This is a genomic window from Pontibacter mucosus (assembly GCF_003054055.1).
Classification (GTDB): Bacteria; Bacteroidota; Bacteroidia; order Cytophagales; family Hymenobacteraceae; genus Pontibacter; species Pontibacter mucosus.
The window spans coordinates 155,913-180,616 of sequence record NZ_QBKI01000010.1 but is presented as its reverse complement, the minus strand read 5'-3'; the positions used below and the strand labels follow the sequence as shown (position 1 = coordinate 180,616).

At 43.4% G+C, this 24,704-nt stretch carries 12 protein-coding genes; 5 read left to right on the top strand and 7 right to left on the bottom strand.

The window, feature by feature from the left end; all coding sequences use genetic code 11:
* Positions 1 to 1,020: 1,020 nt before the first annotated feature.
* From C8N40_RS18225 to C8N40_RS18210, 4 genes are all read left to right on the top strand, one after another.
* Complete coding sequence (locus C8N40_RS18225; protein ID WP_108213230.1) at positions 1,021 to 1,545, top strand: BfmA/BtgA family mobilization protein; 525 nt, start codon at positions 1,021 to 1,023, stop codon at positions 1,543 to 1,545.
* Positions 1,542 to 2,339, top strand: a complete 798-nt coding sequence (locus C8N40_RS18220) for a DUF5712 family protein (protein WP_108213229.1) — start codon at positions 1,542 to 1,544, stop codon at positions 2,337 to 2,339. Before C8N40_RS18225 ends, C8N40_RS18220 begins: the two co-directional genes overlap by 4 nt.
* The gene (locus C8N40_RS18215) at positions 2,336 to 4,003 is read left to right on the top strand and encodes a type IV secretory system conjugative DNA transfer family protein (RefSeq protein WP_108213228.1); all 1,668 of its coding nucleotides are present in this window, start codon (positions 2,336 to 2,338) and stop codon (positions 4,001 to 4,003) included. Before C8N40_RS18220 ends, C8N40_RS18215 begins: the two co-directional genes overlap by 4 nt.
* Before the next feature lie 382 nt (positions 4,004 to 4,385).
* On the top strand, positions 4,386 to 4,856 hold the full coding sequence (locus C8N40_RS18210; protein WP_108213271.1) for a JAB domain-containing protein: 471 nt from the start codon (positions 4,386 to 4,388) through the stop codon (positions 4,854 to 4,856).
* Positions 4,857 to 5,319: 463 nt separating this feature from the next.
* On the opposite strand, the gene C8N40_RS18205 is transcribed toward C8N40_RS18210, so the two are convergent.
* From C8N40_RS18205 to C8N40_RS18185, 5 genes are all read right to left on the bottom strand, one after another.
* The gene (locus C8N40_RS18205; protein ID WP_108213227.1) at positions 5,320 to 6,651 is read right to left on the bottom strand and encodes a S8 family serine peptidase; all 1,332 of its coding nucleotides are present in this window, start codon (positions 6,649 to 6,651) and stop codon (positions 5,320 to 5,322) included.
* Positions 6,652 to 6,667: 16 nt separating this feature from the next.
* Positions 6,668 to 10,690 (bottom strand): hypothetical protein, encoded by a 4,023-nt coding sequence (locus C8N40_RS18200; RefSeq protein WP_108213226.1) that lies wholly within the window; start codon positions 10,688 to 10,690, stop codon positions 6,668 to 6,670.
* 7 nt (positions 10,691 to 10,697) lie between these two features.
* Positions 10,698 to 15,887, bottom strand: coding sequence for a hypothetical protein (locus C8N40_RS18195; protein WP_108213225.1), 5,190 nt, complete (start codon positions 15,885 to 15,887; stop codon positions 10,698 to 10,700).
* A 203-nt stretch (positions 15,888 to 16,090) separates the two neighbouring features.
* On the bottom strand, positions 16,091 to 16,642 hold the full coding sequence (locus C8N40_RS18190; protein ID WP_108213224.1) for a DUF5675 family protein: 552 nt from the start codon (positions 16,640 to 16,642) through the stop codon (positions 16,091 to 16,093).
* A 385-nt stretch (positions 16,643 to 17,027) separates the two neighbouring features.
* Positions 17,028 to 18,251: a site-specific integrase gene (locus C8N40_RS18185; RefSeq protein ID WP_108213223.1), complete on the bottom strand. Its 1,224-nt coding sequence runs from the start codon at positions 18,249 to 18,251 to the stop codon at positions 17,028 to 17,030.
* A gap of 409 nt (positions 18,252 to 18,660) precedes the next feature.
* Between C8N40_RS18185 and C8N40_RS18180 the strand changes: the two genes are divergently transcribed.
* Positions 18,661 to 20,118 (top strand): tyrosine-type recombinase/integrase, encoded by a 1,458-nt coding sequence (locus tag C8N40_RS18180; protein WP_108213222.1) that lies wholly within the window; start codon positions 18,661 to 18,663, stop codon positions 20,116 to 20,118.
* A gap of 145 nt (positions 20,119 to 20,263) precedes the next feature.
* Here C8N40_RS18180 and C8N40_RS18175 read toward each other — a convergent pair whose 3' ends face one another.
* Positions 20,264 to 22,969, bottom strand: a complete 2,706-nt coding sequence (locus C8N40_RS18175) for an NACHT domain-containing protein (protein WP_108213221.1) — start codon at positions 22,967 to 22,969, stop codon at positions 20,264 to 20,266.
* Positions 22,970 to 23,614: 645 nt separating this feature from the next.
* Positions 23,615 to 24,517 carry an LAPAL motif-containing putative phage structural protein gene (locus C8N40_RS18165; RefSeq protein WP_108213219.1) on the bottom strand — a complete coding sequence of 301 codons (903 nt, stop codon included), beginning with the start codon at positions 24,515 to 24,517 and terminating at the stop codon, positions 23,615 to 23,617.
* Between the last annotated feature and the right edge of the window lie 187 nt (positions 24,518 to 24,704).

The window sequence follows — 24,704 nt, the reverse complement described above, 5'->3', positions numbered from 1 at the left end:
TGCGGCACTGCCTTGTGAACAACCTTTGCCATTGCCCCTCACCTTTGAAGGGAGCCAGGCTGGGGAAGCCGCTATGGGGCAAGGAGTGTCCCTCCCCAGCTTTCCGCATCACCGGATCATAACTCTAAAGGACCATACTTATGTAAACCAACACCAATACACCGAAGAGGCAGGAGGAAAACCCTGCAGGCGAGGCTCAGCAACAGGATTACCTGGCTGTAGGCGAAGCCGCAGACCAGCGCATCTGCCAAAAAGCCGAAGCGGCGAGCATAGGCGCGCTCGTGTGGCTCATCACAGTCACCTCGGGAGGGCAAACCTATCCCCTACCAGGCTCGCCGCGTTCGACGCGCTCAAGAATCTTGCCGTCAGGCTCAGCCTGCTAGGCCTGCGGGTTCAGCGGGAGGGGCCGCACCTAGTTGAAAAAGAGTGCGAGCAAACCCTTGACGAGATCATCCGCCTGCTCGTTGTCTTGATCAGCTCGGATCCGGAGAGCGATGCTGCATGAGGCCTCCCGCTGCCATCGCTACTGCAGTGCGGGAAAAACACAAGGCGCTGCTGGCGCCTCTCTCCACCGCATTGCCAGCCACACGTACTCTGCCCCTGCACTACCCTCACCACTTCCTTCCGCCTTGCCAGCTTTCTTGCAGGGTAGCTCCTTCCGGCAAGCAACGCACCCCGGCCTCGGGCGAGCCTAGGGCCGCCCTGCCCGGTGCGCGAAGCAAGCCTGCAGGAGCAGGCGGGCCCCGGGGGAGCTTTCCCGGCAGGCAAGCAACGCCCCTCCCCCCGGTCAAAGCCAGCGGGGCTGTCTTTTCCGGTAGAGAGGCGCGAAGCAAGCCCGCCGGAAAAGAGCAAGATGAAACAGGACTGGCGTCCGGTTCAATCTTGCCCTGCGGGGCAAAAGGCCTCCAGCCGTCTGCACAGCGGGGTTACCGAGAGAGGGCCTGCCGGGGGACCTATAGAACGGCTATAAACCGGCAGATAACTAACTGATTATTAACAACGACTTATACAAGAACGCTTATGAAGACAGTCGGAATACCCGAGGCCGTGCATGCCCGGCTCAAGCGCTACTGCGCCCGCCATGGCCTGGGCCTGGGCGAGTGCATCGCCGCCTCGCTCAACTACTTCGAAAGGCATGGCCTCAACCCCCAGACCCACGAGAGCCCAGCCGCCGAGATGAACCGCCTCATCAAGCGGGTGGACCAGGTCATCGCCTTCATCCGCAAGCAGGAGAGCGACCTGCTGCGCCCGATGACCGAGGCCGTGAGCCTGAGCGAGGCCCGCATCGAACGCAGCCTGGACACCGTGGCTACGGCCCAGCAGCTGCAGCTCCTGGAGGAGCACCTGGCCAGCCTGGTCCGGCAGCTCAACACCCTGCTGCCGGCCGCCGCTGCCGCCAGGGCGGCCACCGAGCGGCTGCTCGAGGCGCACGCGCGGCGCGAGCTGGAGGCGCTCCAACTGCTGGGTCGCCTCGTGGACGCCAAGAACAAGAGCGGCTTTTTGCAGGACTTGGCCAAACTTTACGGGGAAGGAGGCCAGCCGTGAACATCAAGATCCTGGGCGGGGGCACCGGCACCTACGCCAACCGGGGCAGCAGCGCGGCCCTTGTGAACTACCTCCAGCACGAGGACCTGGAGCGCCTCCGGGAGGGGCAGGCCACCGAGCCCTTCTTCGACCAGGAGCGCGACAGGGTGAGCGCCCGGGAGGCCATTTACCGGCTCGACCACAACAAGGGGCAGCTGGGAAAGAACGACGCCAAGTTCTACGCCCTGATCGTCAGCCCCTCGGAGAAGGAGCTGCGTCACCTGGGCGAAACGAAGGAGGAGCAGGCCCGGGCGCTCAAGGCCTACGTGCGGGAGGAGGTGCTGCCGGCCTACGCGGCCAACTTCAACAAGGGGCTCACTGCGAAAGATATCCTCTACTACGGCAAGGTACACCACGAGCGAGACGATGAGGTGGGCGAGCAGATGCACGCCCACCTCATCGTCTCGCGCAAGGACGTGGCCAATAAGGTCAAGCTCAGCCCCATGACCAACCACCGCGCTACGGGGAAAGGGGCCGTGCGGGGCGGCTTTGACCGGGAGGCCTTCGTGAGCGCTTGTGAGGAGCGGTTCGACCGCCAGACGGGCTACAAAAGAGAGCCGCAGGAAAGCTTCGCCTACTGCCGTGCCCTGAAAAAGGGAGACGTGGAGGCGATCCGGCAGCAGGCCCGGGAGAGGGCGGCGCTGGAGGCGCAGCGGAAACAGCAAGAGAAGCAGGCGGAGAAGATGAAACAGCAGCAGGAGCAAAAGCAGGCGCAGGAGCTCGGGCGCAGGCAAAACAGGGGGATCAGGCGATGAGACGAGGACAATTAAGGGATTACCGCGGCTGCGGCTGCCTGGCCCTGCTACTTTTGCTTTTCGGCATGGCCCTGTTTCCTGTGCTCGTGCACCAGGCCCCCAAGGTGGCCGGTGGTGTTGTGCTAGCGGTGGGAGGCCTTTTCGTATGCATTGCCTCCTATGGGCTCTGCCGATTCTCCAGATATATACTGGAACGGGTAAGCCGGTTCGGGCAGGGGCTGAGAGCCGACAGGCATCCCTACAGCCTGGAGCTGGCTACCACCCGAGGGCCGATCCGGCTCTACAACCCTTTCAGGGGGATACTGGTCGTGGGCGCTGCCGGCAGCGGCAAGAGCGAGAGCATCGCCCTGCCCCTGATGCGCGGCTTCGCCCAAAAAGGCTACACCGGGGTACTCTACGACTTCAAGTTCCCCAGTCTGACTGGGGACATGTACAGCTTGCTGGCCGCACGGCAAAACCCGCTGCCGCACTACTTCCTTAACTTCCACGACCCGCTCCGCTCCTACCGTGTCAATCCCCTGCACCCCCGCTACCTGCCCCACACCGGCTACGCGCGGGAGTACGCCACGGCCATCGTCAGCAACCTGATGCGGGAGAGCATTAGGCGGCCCGACTTCTGGACCCGCAGCGCCACCGACCTTCTGACCGCCTGCATCTGGTACCTGCGCTCAGAGCACCCCGAGATGTGTGACCTGCCCCACGTGCTGGCCCTGGTCACCAGCCCGGACGAGGCGCTGCTGAAGACGCTTAAGCAAAACGAGCAGTGCGCGCAGATGACCGTCTCCATCCTGGGGGCGCTGGAGCGGGGGGCGGAGAACCAGGTGAGCGGCGTGGTCGGCACGCTGCAAGGGGCCATCGCGCAAATCAACACGCCCGAGATCTGCTACCTCTTCGGGGGCGATGACTTCTCCCTGGACATCAACGACCCAGAGAACCCTATTGTCCTATCGCTGGGGAGCCACCCGAGCCTTGCCGGCACCTACGCGCCGCTGTGCAGCCTGGTGATCACCGTGGCCACCCGACTGATGAACCAGCCGGGCAAGCACCACAGCTTCCTCTTGCTGGACGAGGGGCCGACGCTCTTCATCCCCCACCTGGATCTGCTGCCCAACACGGCCAGGAGCAACCGGGTGGCCACCGTGTTTATGTGCCAGGACCTGGCGCAGATGGTAGACATGTACGGCACGGAGAAGGCCGACGTACTGAGCGCGGCGCTCAACACCCACTTCTACGGCCGGGTGAGCAGCAGCAAGACGGCCCGGTTCATGTCCGAGCAGTTCGGGCGCTACGACCAGGTCTACACCACCTCGAGCGCGAGCAGAAACTGGCGCCAGTGGCTCGGGGGCAACGAGGGGAAAAGCGAGACGGTGCAGGAGCGCGACAGGATCAGGGCCAGCGCGTTCCTCCGGTTCCCGGTGGGCCGCTTCGCCGGCATCGCCGTGGAGAGCAACATGACAGAGTTCAACGCGCAGTTCCGGGTGCCGGCAAGGCCGCCGCAAGTCCCCCTCCCTCAGCCTACTGCGGAAGGCGACATGCTGGAATATTACCGGCGGGTAAGGCGGGAGGTAAACAGCCTGCTCGTGGCGGTGGACGCGCCGCAGGAGACCGAACCGGGGAAACGGGCAGGGCAAGACCCCGCCTCCCGCTTCCGGCTGGACGTGTAACGGTGCTTCAATAACAACAGTTTGCCCAAGCGCTGGAAATCATTCCAAGACCCACTTCAAAGGCTGTTGGCATGTGGAAAAAGCCCATTGGGTTTCCCACATGCCAACAGCGCGGTGGTAATGGTAAAGGCAACTGATCAAAAGGAGGAAGAAAAAGCGGGAAGCTGGAAGGCGCAGGCCGGAAGCCACTTCAATGCAAAAGTCCATGGTCATTGGTGTTGGCGCAAAGGTAGGCCCCGGGCTGCCGGGGCGCCCAAAAGACTACGGCATAAACCCTCGAGGCCCGCCCACGGCCCATTTATTCCGTTTCCTTCCGGGCTTGGTTGCCCGGGGCCTGTAGGGGCACCATAATCAATTCCCTCACTCTAAAAACCAGATGATTATGGAAAAGACCGTTAAAATCTCCGCCACAACCCGAGTAGCCGAAGTCAAGCTCTCCTACCGTAACAAGGTAAAGCCCAGCGAAAGGCCGCAGGTCACCTGCTCGGCCGACTCCTACAAGGTCCTCAAAGAGAGCTGGGATTTAGGAAAGCTGGAGTTCGTCGAGCAGTTCAAGGTGCTGCTCTTAAACCGGGCCAACCGCGTGCTGGGCGTCTACGAGCTCTCCACCGGCGGCGTGGCCGGCACCGTGGCAGACCCCAAGCTCGTCTTCGTGGCCGCGCTTAAAGCCTGCGCCTCGGCCGTCATCCTCTCCCACAACCACCCTTCGGGCAACCTCAAACCCAGCCAGGCCGACCTGCAGCTCACTAAGAAAATCAAACAAGGCGGCGAGCTGCTGGACATCGCGGTGCTGGATCATATCATTCTCACCAGCGAGGGCTATTACTCACTAGCAGACGAGGGGCTCATGTAGAGCCCCTCGTCTGCTAATATATACTTATAAACTCACCCTCCAAGACAGAATACCTTTTGTGCAGATTGATTTCAATACTAGCTACTTATCAAAAGTGTATTTAAGTCTCAAGATGAAACACAACGTTTCGATAATTGGTAGAGTAGCAGTTTAAAATACTATGCTTATTACAACTTATCATCTACCAGACAGCAAACTCCTGTTTGCAACAGAAGTTATTTATTATCATTTTTAAATTTAATAGCCTTTGACGATGTTCTCCAGCTGTATGCACTTCAGATAGATTATTAATAGCGTAATCTCTTAAACCTATAGGTTCAAAAAACGAAATACTATAGCTAGTTTATTCATTGGTTATCGCATATAGCACTATTCAACACCGCCACCCTTGGTGTTGAGCTTTCAATGATCTCTGGTCTACCTGTAAGAGCGTCAATTAATATATAGTAAATGTCATATTCCATCAATCAAGTTTAGGCTCGCTAGCTACTTGGTAAGTATTACCATCATGGGAACATAGGACTTTCGAGCTATTGTGGACACTACCATTGTGTAAGAGTAATAAACCGGCCAAATGAGGCGCTGCCATGCTAGTTCCATCACGACTTGAATACTGCCCCAAAGGCTCAGCTGATATAATGTTTACTCCAGGCATACTAAAATCTACAGAAGGGCCATAATTTGCGAAAATGGCATCATGCAAGGGACTACCAAAAGCAGATACTGTGTAAATTCGGGGACCATTTATGGCAGCTGGGTAAACTCCTGTACGACCATTATACGTGTAGGAGTCTATATTCTCCGCAGACCGGCTAGGCATATTACTGGAATTGCCGGCAGCAATGGTCACATAAACCCCTCTGGCTGCAATGCTTTGAATAATGGGTACATCAATGTCCGGCCCAAAACCGCGAACAAAACTTAAATTCATTACTTCACCGGAAATACTATTAAATAATACATAGTTAAGAGCTCGTATTAAATCCCCTAATATGATTTGATTATCTGAAGAAATCACTTTTAGTGCCCGTATAGGAGCATTTGGAGCTATTCCTACCACACCGGTACCGTTTGCTTTTGCTCCAATTATACCAGCAATGTGTGTCCCGTGCCCGTTTTGATCCATAAGAGCTTCTCCGTCAACAAAACTTTGCGATCGGACCATATCAACATTGAGGTCTTCATGTTCGGGATCAATACCGGTATCCAGCACCCAGGCTGCTTTATAAGTACCATTGGGTTTGGAAGAATTACTGACAGCAAGCACTCCCCACTGCGCTTCCGATGTTGGAGGCGCTGCCACACTTTTAGATTCCGGAATATCAACTCGAAATAAGTAGTTGTCTTCTACCCTGCGTAAACCGGTGTTCCTGTACAGTTTACTTTTGGCAACTAAACCGGAATAAGAAAGACGAGAACGCGCAAATAAACAAAATGCAGTCGCATTGTAAATTTCAAGGGTAGGATCCTCAGCCAACAGCTGAAACTCAAAAATTCTTTTGGCTTCCGCAGTAAACAAACTGTCCAAATAACCTGGATTACTCTTTTTTTCACCAGGTATTTGAATGGCGGCAAGACGGCGAGCTAGTGTATCATCATACACAAGAATATAATCACCTTCCAATGGCTGAGCCACCTCATTTTTTTTGGCAACCACACTCGAATCAGATGTAGAGGTAGGTTGGGGAAAAGTATCTACCTTAACATTATCGGGGCTGTCTTTAGATACGTTGTTGCATGAGAGCAGCAAGGTAAAAATAATGATAGACACAGAAAGACAAAATTTTACAAACATCTTAAGTTTCTAAAAATCAATTTACTTTAAATTCTGCCAAGTTAATTACACGCACACCCTTCATTTCAAAGAAAGGATTTTCTGGTACATCGAAAGATTTATGGGTTGGAAGATTACCAGCATTGTCGTGAATTTCACATTCTAATACCAATAGTGAGTAACAATCTTCTCTATAAACTGTGACATCTTCAGTGCTGTTGAAAGCCAATATTTTACCCTTTTTTGGAGTGCCCTCCGCACTAGGAACTACCGTAAAGGATACGAGGCTAGAGAGCTTATCAATATGGGTACTATCTTTAAGGTTAAGCAAAAAACCAGTTGGATTTTCCTTAAGCATCATCAAGAAATAGATTTTCTTAATATGGCGAGATTTGGAGTTAACACGAATGGTAAACGTAGTACGCCCACCTTGCTTTTTTCTCGTTACGCGGATAATCTTTCGCGTATAAACCGGTAGTTGTACCGCATCACTAAAGGACGAAAGATTCGTGCCTGTAGTGTCTTTGAAAGGGTTATGCGGAGTATAGTTACCAGTAGGTGGGTTTTTCCCTGGCGCAATCTTCAGGCATACCAATTTCAAAAACATCACCTCAGATCCCTGGAAAAATTTTAAAGGAAGCACAACCTGCCATTTGCGAAGCTCTGTATTATAATACGGAGTACATCGAAGCACTTCGTAAACGCCTTGATTAATCTGACAATACAATAATTTATCAGTGAAATACTTATTTAACGCCGGATCTTTTTCCGATAGGTCTAGCAGACTTCTTAGTGTATCATTAGACCAGTCCGTGCTTGTCAACTTAGTAATATCCTCTCCTATTCTGGAAACATAAGGATCTTTGTCACCTGCAACTGCATTTACTTTCGAAAGCACAATGCCCAACTGATTTTTGCCTTCAGTCATAAAATCTTCTTGAACAGTCAAGCGGACTAGGCTTTCTGTGATATTTTCCTTCAGATTGACAGATCTAGGCTCTGACCAGCCCAAGTCTATTTGATGTTTGAGCAATATATCTACATCTACCTTTGGAGCAGTGGGTTGACTATTATTCGGAATGGCGAGGCTAAAGATAGTACCTTCTGTGCCAATGTCATATTCTGTAGATGCTCCAGGGAAATATGCTTGAAAAATGGATGATCCAAATAATTTTACTCTTTTAATACAGGCATAGGGGTGTCCCAAGTTGGCAATAAAAATATATCGCCCTGACCTTTCTAAACTAATGTTTCCAGTCCCATCTAGCACCACAAAGGGAAGCACCTCTGGGGGTAGTTGCAGATCGACAACAGAGAGTTCTGGATGTATGAGCTGTGATAGTTTCTGCCATCTGGTCCCATCCTTAACAACATAATAACAGTGTTCTGAAGGCTCAAAAATAATTTGAAGAGTAAATTCATTGCCTTTAACCTCCTCATCACCCAACCGAAGACTCCCACCGGCCGTTTGATCATAAAAGGCTTCAAGGGTGCTCTGCTCATTTAGTTTTAGCTGGAAAAATATGCCTGATCCTGAAAGCTTGGTGGGAATAGAGTATTTAAGCATCAGCTGCTCAGGATAAATGTATGGAAATAAGCCGGATCTCTTTCGTACATCAATGGAACTTTGCTGTGTAAGAAACAATTCGTAAGGATATTCTTTACGTAGTAAAGTGGATCGGAAACTACTTTCATATTGCTGATTTAGAAGCTCGTCCACGTTTTCATGCCTTAGCTGAAGGACCATGTTTTCTTCCAAATATTTTATAGATTTCCAAGAATGGGTTTCTTTGGCTGCAGCTATGGGGAAATACCAAAAATTGCGTATAGAACTATTATCTGATCGAATAATATCAGTTGTTGGATTGCCTTTCAAGTTAGGTGGGACTGGCTTATTTACAATCGATACTCTAACTGGCGCAGCATTGTATTTCATTAAGTTGGGAGCCGAAGCACTAAAGGAATCGTCCACTACATATACATCAAAGTTATAAATGCCATCATATAACTTATCAAAAACAAGTTTATTTCCTGAATGACCTGTAAACACTATCTGGTTCACACTGCCTATTGCCTTAGCCTGCAACGTTACAGGTTCTGTCTGATCATAAAAAGGGTAGTTGTTTCGGTAAATATAGGCAGGCACTTTTCCGGGTTTTATGTACATTGATGTAAAAAAATCCGAAGGCATAATATACAAGTCTTTCCCTCTCAAATCAGCTAGGTAGGGAATCGGTACGCCGGGTATATGTAATCTATAAATTTTTTGTTGCATCCTGTGGTCCAATCTTTGGCACCGTGTAACAAAGTTTGGCAGCGTGACCTTTTCTTCTCTTAGGTGAGTTTGGGTTAGTGCTTCAACAGTCTGTCCACCCATTATCCGGAAATTTTCACGCTTAATCTGTGGGGGATAGATGTAGCGCCACTCAGTAGTATTGGAGGCAGTTTTCAATAATACTAAATGGTTATGCTGATCCACTGTTTCTGTATTGCCTGTGTAATTTCGTCTTCCAATAATAGAGGGTGAAGCTATTGGAATTTTCTCTACTTGGTGTACCGAAAAGTCTATTGGCGACAACAGCGGCGTTGCCTCAACAACTATATCTTCTACTGTAAGCGTGGACTCTGCGTCGGGCGGTGCTACTTCTGCTTTGTATGGAAAGTAGTGGTGGGTAGAGCTTACTGAACGAAACAGAAATTCGTAAGAAATGCCGCTCAGTAATTGGGCTTGTGATCCCACTGCCAAGGTTTCCTTTCCTTTCATTAGGTTCTTCTGCACAAACTGGTCCTCTGCGCAATAGTCCACCTCAGTCTTCATATCTCCTCCTTTTTGTTCCGTCTCCTTATCAATATCCTGCTGTTGAGTACCTGCTACCCTGTTTACAATAAGGTGATCCCCCCTCCAAGACAGAAGAACATTGTTGCGTACGGCCGCATTTTTAATGTGCATTTCGCTGCGGGCAGCAAGATAACCCGACTGACTTTTTTTAGTAAGGCTGCCTGCGTTGGGAAAGGTCAGCAATTTATCATGGAGGCTCAGTGAATAAATAAGATCTTTTTTATTGTATCGATAGCGGACTAATGTATTGAACCCTTTTATTTCTGGGGTTTCTGGGGCGTTGAATGGGTCTTTGATGCCATTGCTATCTTCCTTATAGACGGCAATAATATAAATGCCATCAGGATGCAGGTGCTTTTGTTCCAGTTGTTTTTTATAAGGATCTTCAGTTTCATACCGCACCGAATCAAAGTCTAAAGCAGTAAAAAAGCGCTTCGATAAACCATGGTAATATTTGGCCTTGCCACCTATAATCTTTTTTTGAAGAACAAAAGATTTATTGGTCTGAATACCATTACAGTAAATATCATAAAGCGTATCGCCCTCTTTGTCGGGGAATTGTCCCATCTCAATAAGAAACTCGCGGATAAGGCCATACTGAACTTCAGCCGCTAAGGGTTCATCCAGTAAACTGGCGTATACTGCACTAAAATTTAGCTTGTTATATGCGTTGCTGGTGGCGCCCTGTACATTTAGACTGTTAGAAAATGTCCGAGCTTCACTAAAAAAACGTCCGTAATCAACAGGACGCCCGGCTGCTGCTGAACCAGTTGGGTATTCAAACTGAATGATGGGCTTAGTTGCAGCAGTTGCAGGCGGGTTGGGGATGAAAAACGATGCTCCTTTAAAGAAATCGAAAGAGTTTTTCATCCTGTTTTGCGTAAGCCGATAACCAAGGTGAAAAGATTCGCTTTCCTTAGGTTCACCTCCATTTTGCTTTATCAAAAAAAGTAATCGTTGATAATCGCTATCTAATGTATTGCTTTGGATCGGACGGATAAAGAGTCGAAAATCGATACCTTGGGGGGCCACTTGGTATTGCCACTTTTGTTCATTAACCAGCTTGACCGCTTTCGACCAAACAGCATCTGTAAGGTCAGCTATACCACCACTCAATTCCAAAAAGGAAACTACCATTTTAAAAGCGGCAAACACCTTATTGCCTTTCACCACTATTCCGTGGGGAAGCACATCAAACTGAGGAGTGAGTTGATCAGCCATTTAATTTTTATTGGTAATAAGAAGCATAATATTCGTAGTCGTTCACCGTAGACGGTTCTTTTCCACCGCAGTATGTGCCTATATTGCTCATCAGGAAAAAGCTTCGGGAAAGTACCATAGTGTCATTATAGGAAATTGAGAATTCGTATTGCCCTTCCTGCTTTAGTTCATTAAGTGTTTTCCGGATAGGCATAATGAGCTCATTGCCTACCTTTTTAAACGAATTTGTTGACAAGACTTGCTGACTACTGATGCCCGGCCCAGTGATGGTTTGTTTCAGGCTGGAGGGCGCAGGACCAGTCAGAACCACATACAGATATTCATCGCTGTAGAACTGTTTATGTGTCAGGTTAGTGTCTAATACCGTCAGCCCGGCTGCGGCCAGCTGCGCCTGCTCCGATGCTGCAACAAGAACAGGTTCATTTCGACTTTCCCTCCGTGTTCCCTTGATGGTTTTGCGCATCGTGCAATTCACTGATATCTCGAAAAACCTGGTGAACCGTTTGGACACCCTTATAGTACATTCGCCCTCTAGCACATTGCCATCACCTTCCATACCCAGGTAAAAGGACATAGAAGCAGAGAATAGCCCGAGTACATTAAACCGCCCTACTGCCAGTATATAGGCCTTAATTAGGTATCGACTTTCATACCGCCGGATATAAATTCCTCCAACCAGATAGGCAGTACCACTGGCTACTACCAAGTTAAGCTGGAAAATAGCACCAAACTCTAGCACAATTTCTATTCCCACAATCCCACGACGGGTTTCAGCAATTAAATTGAAGTACCCCTGCCCCCCGAAAATGCCGCTTATGGTCAAACCAAACTTGTTCAGTGGCGATCCAAATCCAAATTGTAGTTGTAAACTCTGTTTTGGATCAAAAGGAAGGGTAATAAGGGCACTAAGGTTAAAATTGAAAAAATTAAAGTAACCCGCAGTAAAATCCGGTATTGACAACCCATACCCAATCTGTGCGCCAGAAGCATTTATGTCAAAAACAAGATTATTATCAAGTGAACGAAGATAATCTTGGAAAGCTTCCACAAAACTAAGGCAGCCTGCAAATTGTACATCCCGAATACGCACCTTGAAATCATCTTTGGTATCAGAGCCGGTAATAAACCGCACTTCCAGGAAATCGATGTACAAGAGTTGAAGTACACCTAGCTTAAAATTGGTCAGTGTGCTTTCTGTCAAAAATGACTGACGGGCAATGGAAGGAGGGCGGTCCAGATCATGAACGTTCAGTTCCATGGAATAGACTACATTCACCTTTAGTTCAGCATTACGGGGAATAAACTCAACCACATTGCCTATGGCAACTTGCCGGAAACGCCGGGTATTGTACTGGTATTCCAATTTTTGGTACGAGAGATCCTGAACTTTCTGAATAACACTTTGTATAGCCCCTACTTTTTCCATAACTACCTGGTACTCTGCCGAACCTTTATCTTTTGTTATTAATTCGGATTTCAGCCGCTCTAGGTCTTTTTTAGCTTCTTCAATCTTGTTTTGCACAAAACTACGGATCAGATTTTCACGCTTATCAATTAATTCACGTAAACGCTGATACTCTTTAAGGACTTCCTCATAGTTTCTATCAATAATTGCTAGCAGATCTGTGTACTCTTTTAGGGACTTTTGTACACGGTCGCGAAGAAGTTTATTGTAATGTTCTTCGTAGTTTCTAAATAGATTGTTATCCTGAGTCTCAAGCGTGGCGATAACATCTCTTTTCAAATCTGTTAAATTGCGTTGAAGAGCAGCATTGGCATTTGAAAACGAAGGAATATAAATACCTTGAAGTTTGATCTTTAAGACATTAACCAACATTCCTTCCAGCTCGTTGATGGAAGTTTCAGCAATAGCAATCCGCCGCTCTTGCGCCAATGTCCTATAATCTTCCCTGTGTAAATTATGATACTGGTCATAATAATATTTGTAAGTTTCCGCAATCTCATAGGCTTTAAGAACCCAAGTAAGGTGCTCCCCGAAAAACTTATGATAACTCTGATCTAGTGCGTCCTTCAGTTCTATGGCTAAATGGTTTCGGGCATCCTTAATCTGTTGGCTTACTCGGTTGGCTTCCTGTTCTAGAATAGCATCGGCAAATACAATTGCTTCTTGGTATCCTTCTGCAAAAGCCTTAAAGTAATCTTGGTATTGATTAGCGATAGCTGGCTTCATTTCCAGAAGATCAAGAAACGCATTATTAAGCTTGGGCATACGGACAAGCTCAATAATACCACTATACTTAACGGCCTCTTTGAAAAGTCGCGGGGAGTAACTTTCTTGATTCTTAGTTTTTTCCTCAATTTCTTTGGCTTTCTTCAGCAGGGATTCTAGGAGAGTGAGATTAGGACTCTGTAATAACGCCGTCACATCGGCTGCTTTGAGACCATACTTAGTAGAGGCATAATCGTCAATAGATTTTAAAACTTGGTTTTTGTAATCGTTATATTTTGGAGTGAGCTGTCTTAACGAAGCAACTTGCGAGCGGTAATAGTTTAAAGTCGACGATTGCCGAATCATGCTTTCAAACCAAGCACGGACAGGGTTGTTTGCTATTGAGTTAATTTTTAGTCCTAAAGAGTTGAATTCATTCAAGTATCTTGCAAGTTCTTCTTTGATTTTTTGGTATTCATCTATCCATTGACCAATCGTAGTCTGGTACTGTACCGCAAGATTCTTGATCTTTTGAATGGATTCCTCTGCCTGCTTCAGATAGTTAAAAACAGGCAAATCCTCTACCGGAATAAACTCTTCCACAATAGCTTTAAGGGGGATGCCCAGAATCTCTGCATTCAAGTTGCGGAAAATAGAAGCACTACTCACCATGCTGGGCAAGTCCGCGCTACCCATGGAAGCTACTGCTCCTACAGCTGGTGCGTTGTGTGTTTCGTTATAGGCAATACTTTGCTCAAGGACAGATATATGGCTGATTACAATCCCTGGGTTGACCATAGCACCGGCACTACGGAAATTTTTGGAAAAGAAATCGCTGATAGGATTCACTAATTGGAAAAGCAATTTGGCCCGGTTCCCAGGATCATCCTGGTCAATATCCAGCTCTGCTACAAAATAGGAGGTAGCATATTTTACTGGTCGGTAATGCTGACTTCCTTCGATTTGGTCCAGTTGTGATATAATCACGTTCGACTCCTCTAGGTAAGCCATCAATGGGTGATACTCCAGAAAGTTGTCTGCAGCATCTCTGCCATCAACATAAAGCTTTCGGTTAATATCACAAAGAATTATCAGGTCCTTTGTGTTAAAGGTAGCGTTGGCAGCATCCTTACGCAAAGGGCTTATGTTTTCAGTTCCACCACTGGCAGTAACTGTTTTACGGTCCTGTTTCAGACCGTTAAGACGGGCGTAAGTCAATTCTGCATTAATAGACAGGGTATAGCAGGGTTTGTGAGCCGCATGCATAACATGCTGTCGTACTGCGTTAAGCGTTTGTGTAAGAGCAGCTTCCTGGGGTTTGTCAAAAGTCTTTATTAGTCTATACCAATAGGTATCTGAAGTACTGCCTTGGCAAGGTATAGTTCGTGGGGCACCTTGGTACTTTTCCTGACGCGATGGGTTCAGTAAGCCAATGTGATTAATATCTACTATTGCATTTGCAGGGTAATCTTTGGATTGGCCGCTCCGAGGACTATATGAGTAAGTACCACCAGTAATTTGGTATGATTCAGCAGGTATGAATATAATTTTTGCCTGAAACGGATGTTCCTTACCATCCTTATCGATTCCGATATAGTCAAAAGTGAGAAGATTATCAAAAATTAGGTTGCCAGCCGGGGCGGTGTAGGGATTGGCCTTAGCAACATGGTATGCTTTGTTGAAGGTTTCATTAACGCCATGGGGCTCAAAGAATGCTCCTGTCGACTGAGGAATGATTTTTACAAAGGGGACTTTACTAATGGTCACCGAATCTGTGTAGTTTTTTTCCTTTTCAGCATAGGTAACATAATAGAGTTTGGGAAGAAAGGAAATTCCAAACTCATATTCACGCTCTGCCACGATAGAGATTAGCAGTTTGATGCCCGTAAAAACATCAACAGCCCGAAAGGTGATTGATACATAATTATCACGGGCGTATTTTATTTCCTGCTCCCACGCGACAGTGGCATACTCTAAGGGATTATCATTTTTATACTTCAGAATGGCAGTGCTCCCAAGTGCAGATATTTTGAACAGTTTTGAGAATACATCCCGATCCCATTCAGGGCGCATTGTCAGGTCATGCAGCTCTTCCCGGTGAATAGGTGCAGGAATAAGTTCTGCTACCGTGTCGTTATCTATGGAGCGCTGGCAAAACCAATGAACTACTTTGAATCTCGGATCCATTACCTCATTGTCAAAGCTGCGAAAAACGAGCTGGTTTTGCCATGGCCTCACAATAGAAGTTCTGCCGTAATTGCTAATGTGTTCAATAATGATATTATTATCCTTTTTCAGGAATTCATGGGCACCATACTTTCTACTAAATTCCTGTGTCGCCTCCTCGTAAACCGGTTCGGCAATTGGAGCTAGAAGCATTTTGTACGGTACTTCAAATTTAGTAAGCGGCCATAATGAATCCCGGTCATTATCAAAATTCAAATGAAGAGTACGCATATCTGCCTGGTCACCCAACTCTCCAAATTCATTTTTAAGCCGTGATACAGGTCCTGCGTAGCTGATGACTGTATTATTTTGACGAACAGCATAATCATCAATCGTCACCATTTGAAAGTTGTTCCCCCAATCCAACAAATCCGTGGGTGTTAATCTGATTCTTTGTGATGGGTTTATTAATCTAAAGGCTATAAGGGTGTTGGTCCCGAGAAAAGAATGAAGCCTAGTAAAATCGCGTCGTTGTAGGACTTTTTTTCCTGATAACTCCTCTGCCACATGCTGAGCTGGTACTTGAACGTAGAGGAAAAGAGGCTCTGCTTTTTTTTGAGGAACTAGAAAACCTCCAGCAGTCAGTCTAGCATTATAGAAGGAAAACTTTAAATAAAGCAAGTCCTCGGGTCGTACAAGTTCGCAAGTTAGATCTGGCTGCTGTAGATCCTTCACAGTAAGAGCGCTAGTTTGGCTAAATACCTTTATAAATTGTTCAGGTAAATAAAGGGAGCCCGCGCCAATAATCGAAACATTCTTGAGGAAGGTTCTCCGCGAAGTTGCCCTATCTTTACTGTTCATATACAAATCCGCGCTTATATAATATTAATATTAGTTACAACTCAATATTCTTAATACTGCTTAGACATAATATTCATTAGACATATTATAAGTTAAAAATATCTGTGCAGATACTATAGTCAGGAATAAGCCCTTGGGTTTCAGATTCAATAGTAAAGCTTTACTACATTACAGATGTGATTTTTATACAAAGAGCCCTAATTTTATATGCCACTTATCTTAACTTCAATCATGACAGGAGAAGCCGGGCTTTCGCCAAGCTTTAAATTTTCAGTAAATTGGTTAAATTTATTTTGCAGGTTTTTCATAGCTTCATGCTTATAGTTATTGGTTACAGTACAATTTTCCAGACTCACTTTGGTTCCAATCAAAATGCACCCCAATATTTGACGAGTATAATTTCCCACGTGGATCTGAATATTTTTTCTGTTTGGCACATTTTCTAATTCAATCCGCCAACCCTTCGAACCATCTGTTCTGATTTTAGCGCTATATGTACCCTTAGGAATTGATGATATATAATTGATATTGTCTAAATCAGGCAACTCTAAGGAATAGCTAATTACTTCATCATTAACTAAAATATATCCTTGAGTACAACCATTGCCTGAAACTTTCCTATCGATATTAATTCGAAAAACAGCATCATTATTCGCGGTCACATTATAAGATGTGCTCTTTTCCTCTTTGCCTTTGCTGCAGGCTGCTATAAATAATAACAGTAGATAGCTCAGTAGTCTCTTAATTTTATACATTATAGAATCTTTTTGAATTTATATTGGATAATAGACATAGTGAACGCACAAACGTTTAATAAAATTTATCATGTTTTATATAATAAATTTTATTAAATATAAAAACATATTTGTTTAATTACAAATAAACATTATTTATTATCATTAAAACATTTCATCAAAAATGAAATATTAATTACATCTTACTAGTTGCTTTAAGAATATGAATTATGCCGAATAAGATTAAACTTCCTGCCAACCTATTTGAGGACGGGACAATTTCCTAAAATCTGCAAGGTGTGCGCTTGTTCATCACTATTTCTCACAAATAGCTTCTTGCTCAGCTCTATATCTGCCATAGGAGGATAAGTCGGTGGCAACTCAGATAATATAAATGAGCGGTTGTTCATGACTCTCTTCTAGTGAGCCTATCCCGCAGCTGCTGCATGTCATCACTCACCTTTTGGTCCAGGATCTTAGCGTAGTGCTGGGTAGTTCTTAGGTTGCGGTGCCCCAGCATGCGGCTCACCGTCTCAATCGGCACTCCGTTAGAGAGGGTGACGGTGGTGGCAAAGGTGTGGCGGGCAATGTGGAAGGTAAGCGTCTTTTGGATTTCGCACAGATCGGCGATCTCCTTGAGGTAGGCGTTCATCTTCTGGTTGCTCAGCACCGGCAGCACCCTATCCTGGTAGAGGCACTGCGGGTGCTCCTGGTAACGGTCCAGGATGTCTAGGGCCACCGGCAGGAGCGGGATCCGCGAGGGTGTCTCCGTCTTCTGCCTTCTGGTAAAGATCCATCTTTCCCCGTCCATGCCCTCGCGGATTTCAGAGCGCTTGAGCTTCTGCACGTCCACGTAGGCAAGGCCAGTGTAGCAGCTGAACAGAAAAACGTCGCGCACCTGGCCCAACCTGTCGGTGGCGAACTCCTTGGCTGCCATCCGCTGAAGCTCAGCCTCTGAGAGATACTCCCGCACCACTTCCTTCTTATTCATTTTAAAGCCCAGGAAAGGGTCGCGCTCCAGCCAGCCGTTTCTGAGGCAGAGGTGGATGACCTTCTTGAAGTTGGCCAGGTACTTCATCGCGGTGTTGTGATTGCAGTTCCGAACGCTCTTGAACCAGAACTCATAATCGGTGATGAACCTGTAGGATAGCCTCTTCACATCGATGTCCTCGGCGCTGTACTTCCACCGGATAAAGTCCCGGGTGTGCTGCAGGGAAGTCTTGTAACGGGTCAGCGTGCCGGGGGCGTAATCTTTCCCTACCAGCTCGCTCACCTGGTCATTGTGCATCTGGAACACCTCCAGCAACATTACCGGCTTCTCCTCCACTCCCATCCACTTTTCTTTAAAAGTGTCCACGTTTACAGGCCTGCCTTCCTGCAGCAGCTCCCGGTGGTGGGCGTAGGCTTTGGTCCTGAGCGTATCTAGGTAAGCATTGATACCTCTGGCCTCCGCTGAGCTGCCCTTCACCTTGCCTGCCTCCACGGACCACCGCTCGGGCGAGACATAGCGGTGGGTGCTCAGCTCCAGCCGCCGGCCCTGGATGGTGACGCGCAGGTAGATCGGCAAGAGATTGTCTCTGGTGGTCTTGGCTTTCCTGCCGTAGAACAGGATACTGATTTTGGTGTCCATTTTACTCCTCCTTTTACTCTTAAATTTAATAATCAATCAGAGGGCGCACAAGATGTACAGCACCCGTACATCTTAATGATATTCAACTTGTTACAACAAATTCGGATACCCGAAATCGGATTAGCCTCGGGTACCCGATTCAGGCACCTCAGAAAGGAGAAAAAATGAAAAATTCAGGTGGGGCTAAAAACAAAAAAGCCCTTAAATCGCTGATTTAAGGGCTTTTTATGCTACTTGATAAGTTACTAAGTGGAGATGCAGGGATTCGAATAGTCAACATAACAAAATGTATATTATTGATTATCAATACACTTACCAACATCAACAATCATATAATTCAATAAACATTAACACTTTTGTTGTGCAATTGTTGTGCATCACCTACTTTTGTATAGTTAAATAGCTATATATGAAATCTGTTAAAGTTGTACTGGTAAAGAGAGGTAACGCTAAAGAAGGAATGCTTAAACTTCGTGTTATTGAGAATAGAACAAATCAGTCATGGAAGTCATTGGGAATTAAAGTGCCGATAGCCTACTGGAATAAAGAAAAAAGCAGAGTAAAAGCTACAGATAAAATTGACTACAAAGACATCAATAATAAAATAAAAGAGTTTGAAGATGAATACGGTACAGCAGACAACGCATCAGAAAAAATAAAAGCTGATAAAAACAGTTATACCGTATTTTATAGAGGCTTAATCCCAAGTCTTAGTATTGGCTCACAGAAGAAATATAATACTCTTCTTAAAACCATCACAGATTACACGCTAACCCTGAATAAGAGTGATTTACTATTTGCTGACATCAATGAAGATTTCGTTTTAAGATTTAAGAGGTATTTATTAGAAGATAAAAATTTAAGTGCTAACACAACCAACAGATATCTTAAACACTACAAGACTACCATTAACAAAGCTATAAAAGCTGATGCTTACTCATACTTAAAACACCCATTTCTGAACATTCAGCTTGAAAGAGAAAGCACTGTTGACAAATATTTATCAAAAGCTGAAGTTCAAAGAATTATAGATTTAGACCCTGCAACTAAAGCATTGAAGGATGTAAGGTTAAGATTCCTTTTCTCAATTATGTGCTGTGGTATGCGCACCTCTGATTTACATCTACTATCGTTTGGTAGCATAAAAAGTGATAGAATCACATATATAATGTATAAAACCAAGCAACAGCTTTCGGTTAAACTAAATACAAACTTAAAGCTATTATTAGCTGAACGGGTAGTTGAAACGGAAGAAGCAAAAGCTTTAAAAAGCTACGCAGATTTTCTAAAGTGGTACACCGAATACAAAGACTACATAAAGGAGAAGCAGAGTGAGATGCCTGCCACAATTAGTTTAGACTTATTGAAAAAATGGAAAGAAATTAATCCGGCTTTAAACTCACCTATCGAAGAAAGAATAGCTAAGCAAGATGAATACAAAGAAGACCAACAACTTAAATTTTTAAAACATAAGTTAACTGAGGCAACCAGTAAAGTTTTGAGAGGACTGTCTACAAAGTTTCCTAAGCTATTTGTGTTTCCTGGCTTAGATGTAGAAACCTTCAAAAACTTTAACATCTATGACCCTACAAAGAAGCAGTTCAACCAGATTGAAAGTAGGACAACTATATATAACAAAGCTTTAAAAGAACTTCAGAAGGCAGCCGATATTGACATGAATATTACCAGCCATGTGGCACGACATACTTATACAAATTTAATGTTAGATGTTGGTGCAGATATTTATGCTATTTCGAAGAGTCTTAATCATCAAAGTATCGTAGCTACAGAGAGGTATATTGCGAAGTTCAATAGTAAGGTTGTGGATGATGCCAATGATAATCTTGCAATTGAAATTCCTTTATGATTTTTAAATATGGCAACTAAAAACCCAAATCTCTGGTGTAAAATGATTTTAACAATCACTAACACCAGAGATTTTTTTATAAGAAATCCATCTTATCATGTTTAGATTGAATTCATAAGTTGCAAAGAGGGAGAACTAACGCTCCCTACTGCGAATCCTTTGGAGTGGACAAAGCAGCTTTTAGCTTTAATCCTAAGTCAGATGTAATTGTTAATTTATCGTTAATAATACTTTCAGACTTATCTTGATTTACTATTGATTCTATTTTATTGTATTTGAAAATAAATGGGTCTTGGTAATTATAAGGCATCTCGTCAAATATCTTTTTACATACTTCTCTACCAATATCCATCCTATTATTTCTAATAGCAATCTCCACAAAATGTGTCAAGCCATCCAGTACATAATTCCTGCAACTCGGTGACAAAGTCATTAAGTCAATATCTTTAATTTTATAATACAAAGACTTACCAGGAAATTTGAAAATCTCTATTAACCTCTCCTTCTGTTCTTTGTACAGATAGTTATAATTAACCTTAGTGATTTCACCAAACTTAAGTTTACCTTTCAATTCATCCCGTTCAGAAACTACTATGATTGCTTTATATGTAGTTAAAATACCAAGTAATTCCAGGTAGGTTTCCTGATTAATTTTAGGTTTAACCGATAAGTAATCCTGAATTATTTTTACTGCTTTATATTTAGAGTCTTTATTAGGACCAGCCCAATAGCACGTTGCAAAGTTCTGTACGTATGTTGAGTCTTTTCTAAATATCTGGTAATAATCCTGGTATAGCTTAATCGCCTTCTCTATCTTATTTTTATGTGATATAAGATAAGAAGCAAAATTAAATAAAGCTGTTAGTTTTATGTGATAAGGTGTCTTTTCCCTGTTCAAGATATACCGGTATTTATTCTCAACTTCAGACTCTGTATCTAAAAGCCTACTTGCATCAGCATTCTCTAAAAGTGCAACCTCTGTTGGAGAATTCTTTTCTGAATTTATGAGATTAAATCTGTTAGTAATATTACCATCATATTCCGCTCCTTTATTAAGATAGTAGGCTTTCATTAACTTGTATATTTCAGGAGAATATACTTTGAATAAATCCTTATCTTCAAGAACTATTATCTTCAGCTTAACAAGTTCATTAAGTGAACTTTGGAATTCTTCGTCTTTCTCTTCTTTGCTAACAATAAATTTTAAATTACTTAGTAAACCAGTTAAATCATTCTCGTCTACAAGTAAACTAACAGCAAGAAACATATTCTTCGCATCATTAGACAAATAGTCATATATGCGGTCATAGAGAAAGTTTATAGCTTCTTTTGTAGATTTGATTTCTATGTTTAAAGCGTCAGTTAATGTTCCTTTCTGAGCAGCAAAAATACCAAGTTGCAGAATAAACAGGGGTCTACCGGATGTTATCTCAAATACCTTCTTTCTTGTTTCAACACTTTTCAGTTCTTTTTGTAGTTGCTCTATGTTGAAAGAAGGAATTTCATTTTTGACTGCTTCTCGTAGAAAGGTAATTGACTCTTCTTCACTTAATTCTTTTGTTTGAATTTCTTCCCCTGTTATCAGAGTTGCAGCCCTTGTAGTTAATACCACTTTGTGATGGTTAATATCAAGCTTCTTAATAAACGACATAATTCTTGACTTTTCGCCTTTTGTAAAAGTTTCGAAGTCATCAATTATAATTAGTAGCTTACCAGAATAGTTAACAATAGGGTCTAATTCGAATACCGGTGTATCGAAAATGATTTTATTAATCTTTGATACTATATCCTCTAACGAGGATATGCCATCATTTATAGGATTAATTTTGCCTTGATAATAATTGTAAAATCTATCCTTAGCTGAAAGAAAAATAATATAATCAAAAAGCTTCCGTTCTTGGTTACATAAAATTTCACAAACTCGCTGTATTGAAGCAGTTTTACCTACACCCCCATGGCCCCAAATTGTGGCAAACACAGATGACCTATTCTTTTCAAGAAAATCTGTTATTCTCTTGGTTATGCCTACATCAATATACTTTTTGAAATTATTCTCAAAAAGGTTTACTACGGTACCATTAGCAGACTTTCTTTTTGTGCCATCTGTAGAGATTGACAACTTTTCAAACTCTGGAACATCAGCAGTAATGAATAATGTTTTTAGAAGCTTATTGTATTTAGTTCTTCCGGTTAACTTTTCTTCAATCGAACAGAACGAGTAAAATTCAGACTCATTTTCAATAAGTACAAACGGAGAGATTCTAATGTAGCAGTTGCTCTTTAGGTATATATAAACATCGTCAACGTTGAATTCACCGATTGCTTTTGGGCAAGTCCAAGCTAAATATGTTGAGCCATCAGGTTTATATGAAATACCTCGATAAACATCGATTTCTTCTTTAGTGATTTTAACCAAGTCAACCTCTTCAAAAATCACATTTATGTTTTGCGATTCAATTATTTCAAAGAAAGAATCGAAAAAATCTAAATAATTATCTATATCATCATCAAATGAGAACCCATGTCCTATCTTCTCATTCCTAAAATTGGGGTAGTTATCAATAAACTTGTTGAGAACTTTAAGTTTCTTATTCCCAAAAAACTCATTATCAACATCAAGTTTCCTTATAATTGAAACTGTTGTTCCAATAGAAGGCTTTAATATTGAATTAACTATGTATTCTGTATCATTAAGACCAATTCTATCCAAGTTCTTATTCCACAAATAAGCAAGGATATAAGTTAATATGAATTCAAACTTTGACTGGTAGTGAACTCTTAGCTCTGATTTCTGTCCAACAGATTTTAAGAAGTTAATTTTTTTATCTACTTGGCTTAAGATGTAGTTCATTATCTTGATTTATAACTTATTGAGTATTGAAGGAAATTTATTGAAGGACAGTATAAAGCCGATTTATTATGCTTGATATAGGCATAGACATCTGTTCTACTTCAAGATGCCTTAACCATCCAGGCCACAAAAAGATATATTGCGAAGTTCAATAGTAAGGTCGTGGAAAATACAAATGATAATTTGCTGTTAGAAATCCTTTTGTAATGACTGTCGCATTAGCTGACCAAATCTACCACTACTCTTCTAACATTTTCTGGCCAAGATAGCCGATTATAAAATAGCAGAATACACTAACTACAAACAAAAAAGTCTGTATCATATACATAGCAAAATTTTCCCCGGAGTTTAAAAGATTGATTATCAATACAGTTATTGATGGTATCAGTCCAAATATTATAATTATAGATATAATCAGCGACACTAACTGCCATCTAAACTTTGCTTTTGAGTTCGATATTCCTGATGAAAATTTTACAATTGATTGACCATATAGAATGATAGCCATGATTGACCATTCTGTATTATAAAATATCATTTTGTAGTTTCCCTCATAACTTCGCACTATAAGAACAATAAATACGGGAAGTATAGTGAACAATAGTTCAGATAGAAGAATGTAAATTAAAGACCTTTCTAATTTCATTATTCTTCCTTATTACGTTTAATCCCGAGAACTTCAACGATTTCTATCTTATCCGATATTAAGTACCCATTTTTATTGTATTTACTCACTTGCTTTACTTTCACTCTTAGTGAATCCCCTGGCACTACTACAACCTCACCATTATGAAACTTCGTCAACCACTCTTCATGAAGTATTTTTGCCTTAATATTTTTATTCCCGAACTTAAACTCCCACTGAGAATCACCTAAAAAATCTGGCCGTTTAATCTTGTAGTATACCTGAGAAGTATTTGTTATTGTATCACTTGTTAAAGCGTTTTCAACTGCTTCTATGTCAATCTTAGGTGTACCTGCTTTAAGTTCACGGGCATCAGTGTTAGGACTGGTTACAGTATACTTTTCTTTGTCAGTTAGTTTATCAGTTGAATTATTCACCTCATTCAAAGCTGAAGCCAATTCTAATAAATCGACATCAACATAGTTAAAGGACTTAGCTAAGTCCTTCTTATCGGCAATGTTTTTAATTTCTTTATTTAGCCCTTGAAGTTCTGTAACTGATGATTTACCATTTGATAAATAATTTAAGCTTGCAGCCCTGGCTTCCTCAATGTATTCACTGACCGGCTCACTACTTTGCACATCATCAATCTTGTTATCATCATTTAAAATCAACTCATTCCATAATTTTGCTATTAGTGAGCCTTTTTCAAAATCATCAAGATAGATTTTGGCTGAAACTGTAGTGTTGACAGTTTTTGCAATAACAGTATCTAAGCGTGAAATACTATCTATGAGTTCAGCAAAGGACTGGAACAGCCTACTTGGGTTTTCTGTCGATTTATCAAATTCAAGTTTTATATCAAACGGACTAACGACCTCTTTTTTCATCCTCAATGACTTACCTTTTCTAATTATTGCCATAAGCTACAAAAAGATAATTATAGATTCTTAAAATTAAATTAGAACATCTACATATCTGATTAATCTTATATGAAAAATAGCTTTAGAATCAGTTACAACAATAGGAATACACTCTTAGTCTATCTATAATTAACTATGCTATAGGTTTGTGTTCAAAAAAACCTTTCCGAAATAAAGCTGCTATACT

Bases quoted from the DNA above. Each gene is read 5' to 3' on its own strand.
- C8N40_RS18210 (WP_108213271.1), top strand. From the start codon at position 4,386: ATGGAAAAGACCGTTAAAATCTCCGCCACAACCCGAGTAGCCGAAGTC.
- C8N40_RS18165 (WP_108213219.1), bottom strand. From the start codon at position 24,517: ATGGCAATAATTAGAAAAGGTAAGTCATTGAGGATGAAAAAAGAGGTC.
- C8N40_RS18200 (WP_108213226.1), bottom strand. From the start codon at position 10,690: ATGGCTGATCAACTCACTCCTCAGTTTGATGTGCTTCCCCACGGAATA.
- C8N40_RS18205 (WP_108213227.1), bottom strand. From the start codon at position 6,651: ATGTTTGTAAAATTTTGTCTTTCTGTGTCTATCATTATTTTTACCTTG.
- C8N40_RS18225 (WP_108213230.1), top strand. From the start codon at position 1,021: ATGAAGACAGTCGGAATACCCGAGGCCGTGCATGCCCGGCTCAAGCGC.
- C8N40_RS18175 (WP_108213221.1), bottom strand. From the start codon at position 22,969: ATGAACTACATCTTAAGCCAAGTAGATAAAAAAATTAACTTCTTAAAA.
- C8N40_RS18215 (WP_108213228.1), top strand. From the start codon at position 2,336: ATGAGACGAGGACAATTAAGGGATTACCGCGGCTGCGGCTGCCTGGCC.
- C8N40_RS18195 (WP_108213225.1), bottom strand. From the start codon at position 15,887: ATGAACAGTAAAGATAGGGCAACTTCGCGGAGAACCTTCCTCAAGAAT.
- C8N40_RS18190 (WP_108213224.1), bottom strand. From the start codon at position 16,642: ATGTATAAAATTAAGAGACTACTGAGCTATCTACTGTTATTATTTATA.
- C8N40_RS18180 (WP_108213222.1), top strand. From the start codon at position 18,661: ATGAAATCTGTTAAAGTTGTACTGGTAAAGAGAGGTAACGCTAAAGAA.
- C8N40_RS18185 (WP_108213223.1), bottom strand. From the start codon at position 18,251: ATGGACACCAAAATCAGTATCCTGTTCTACGGCAGGAAAGCCAAGACC.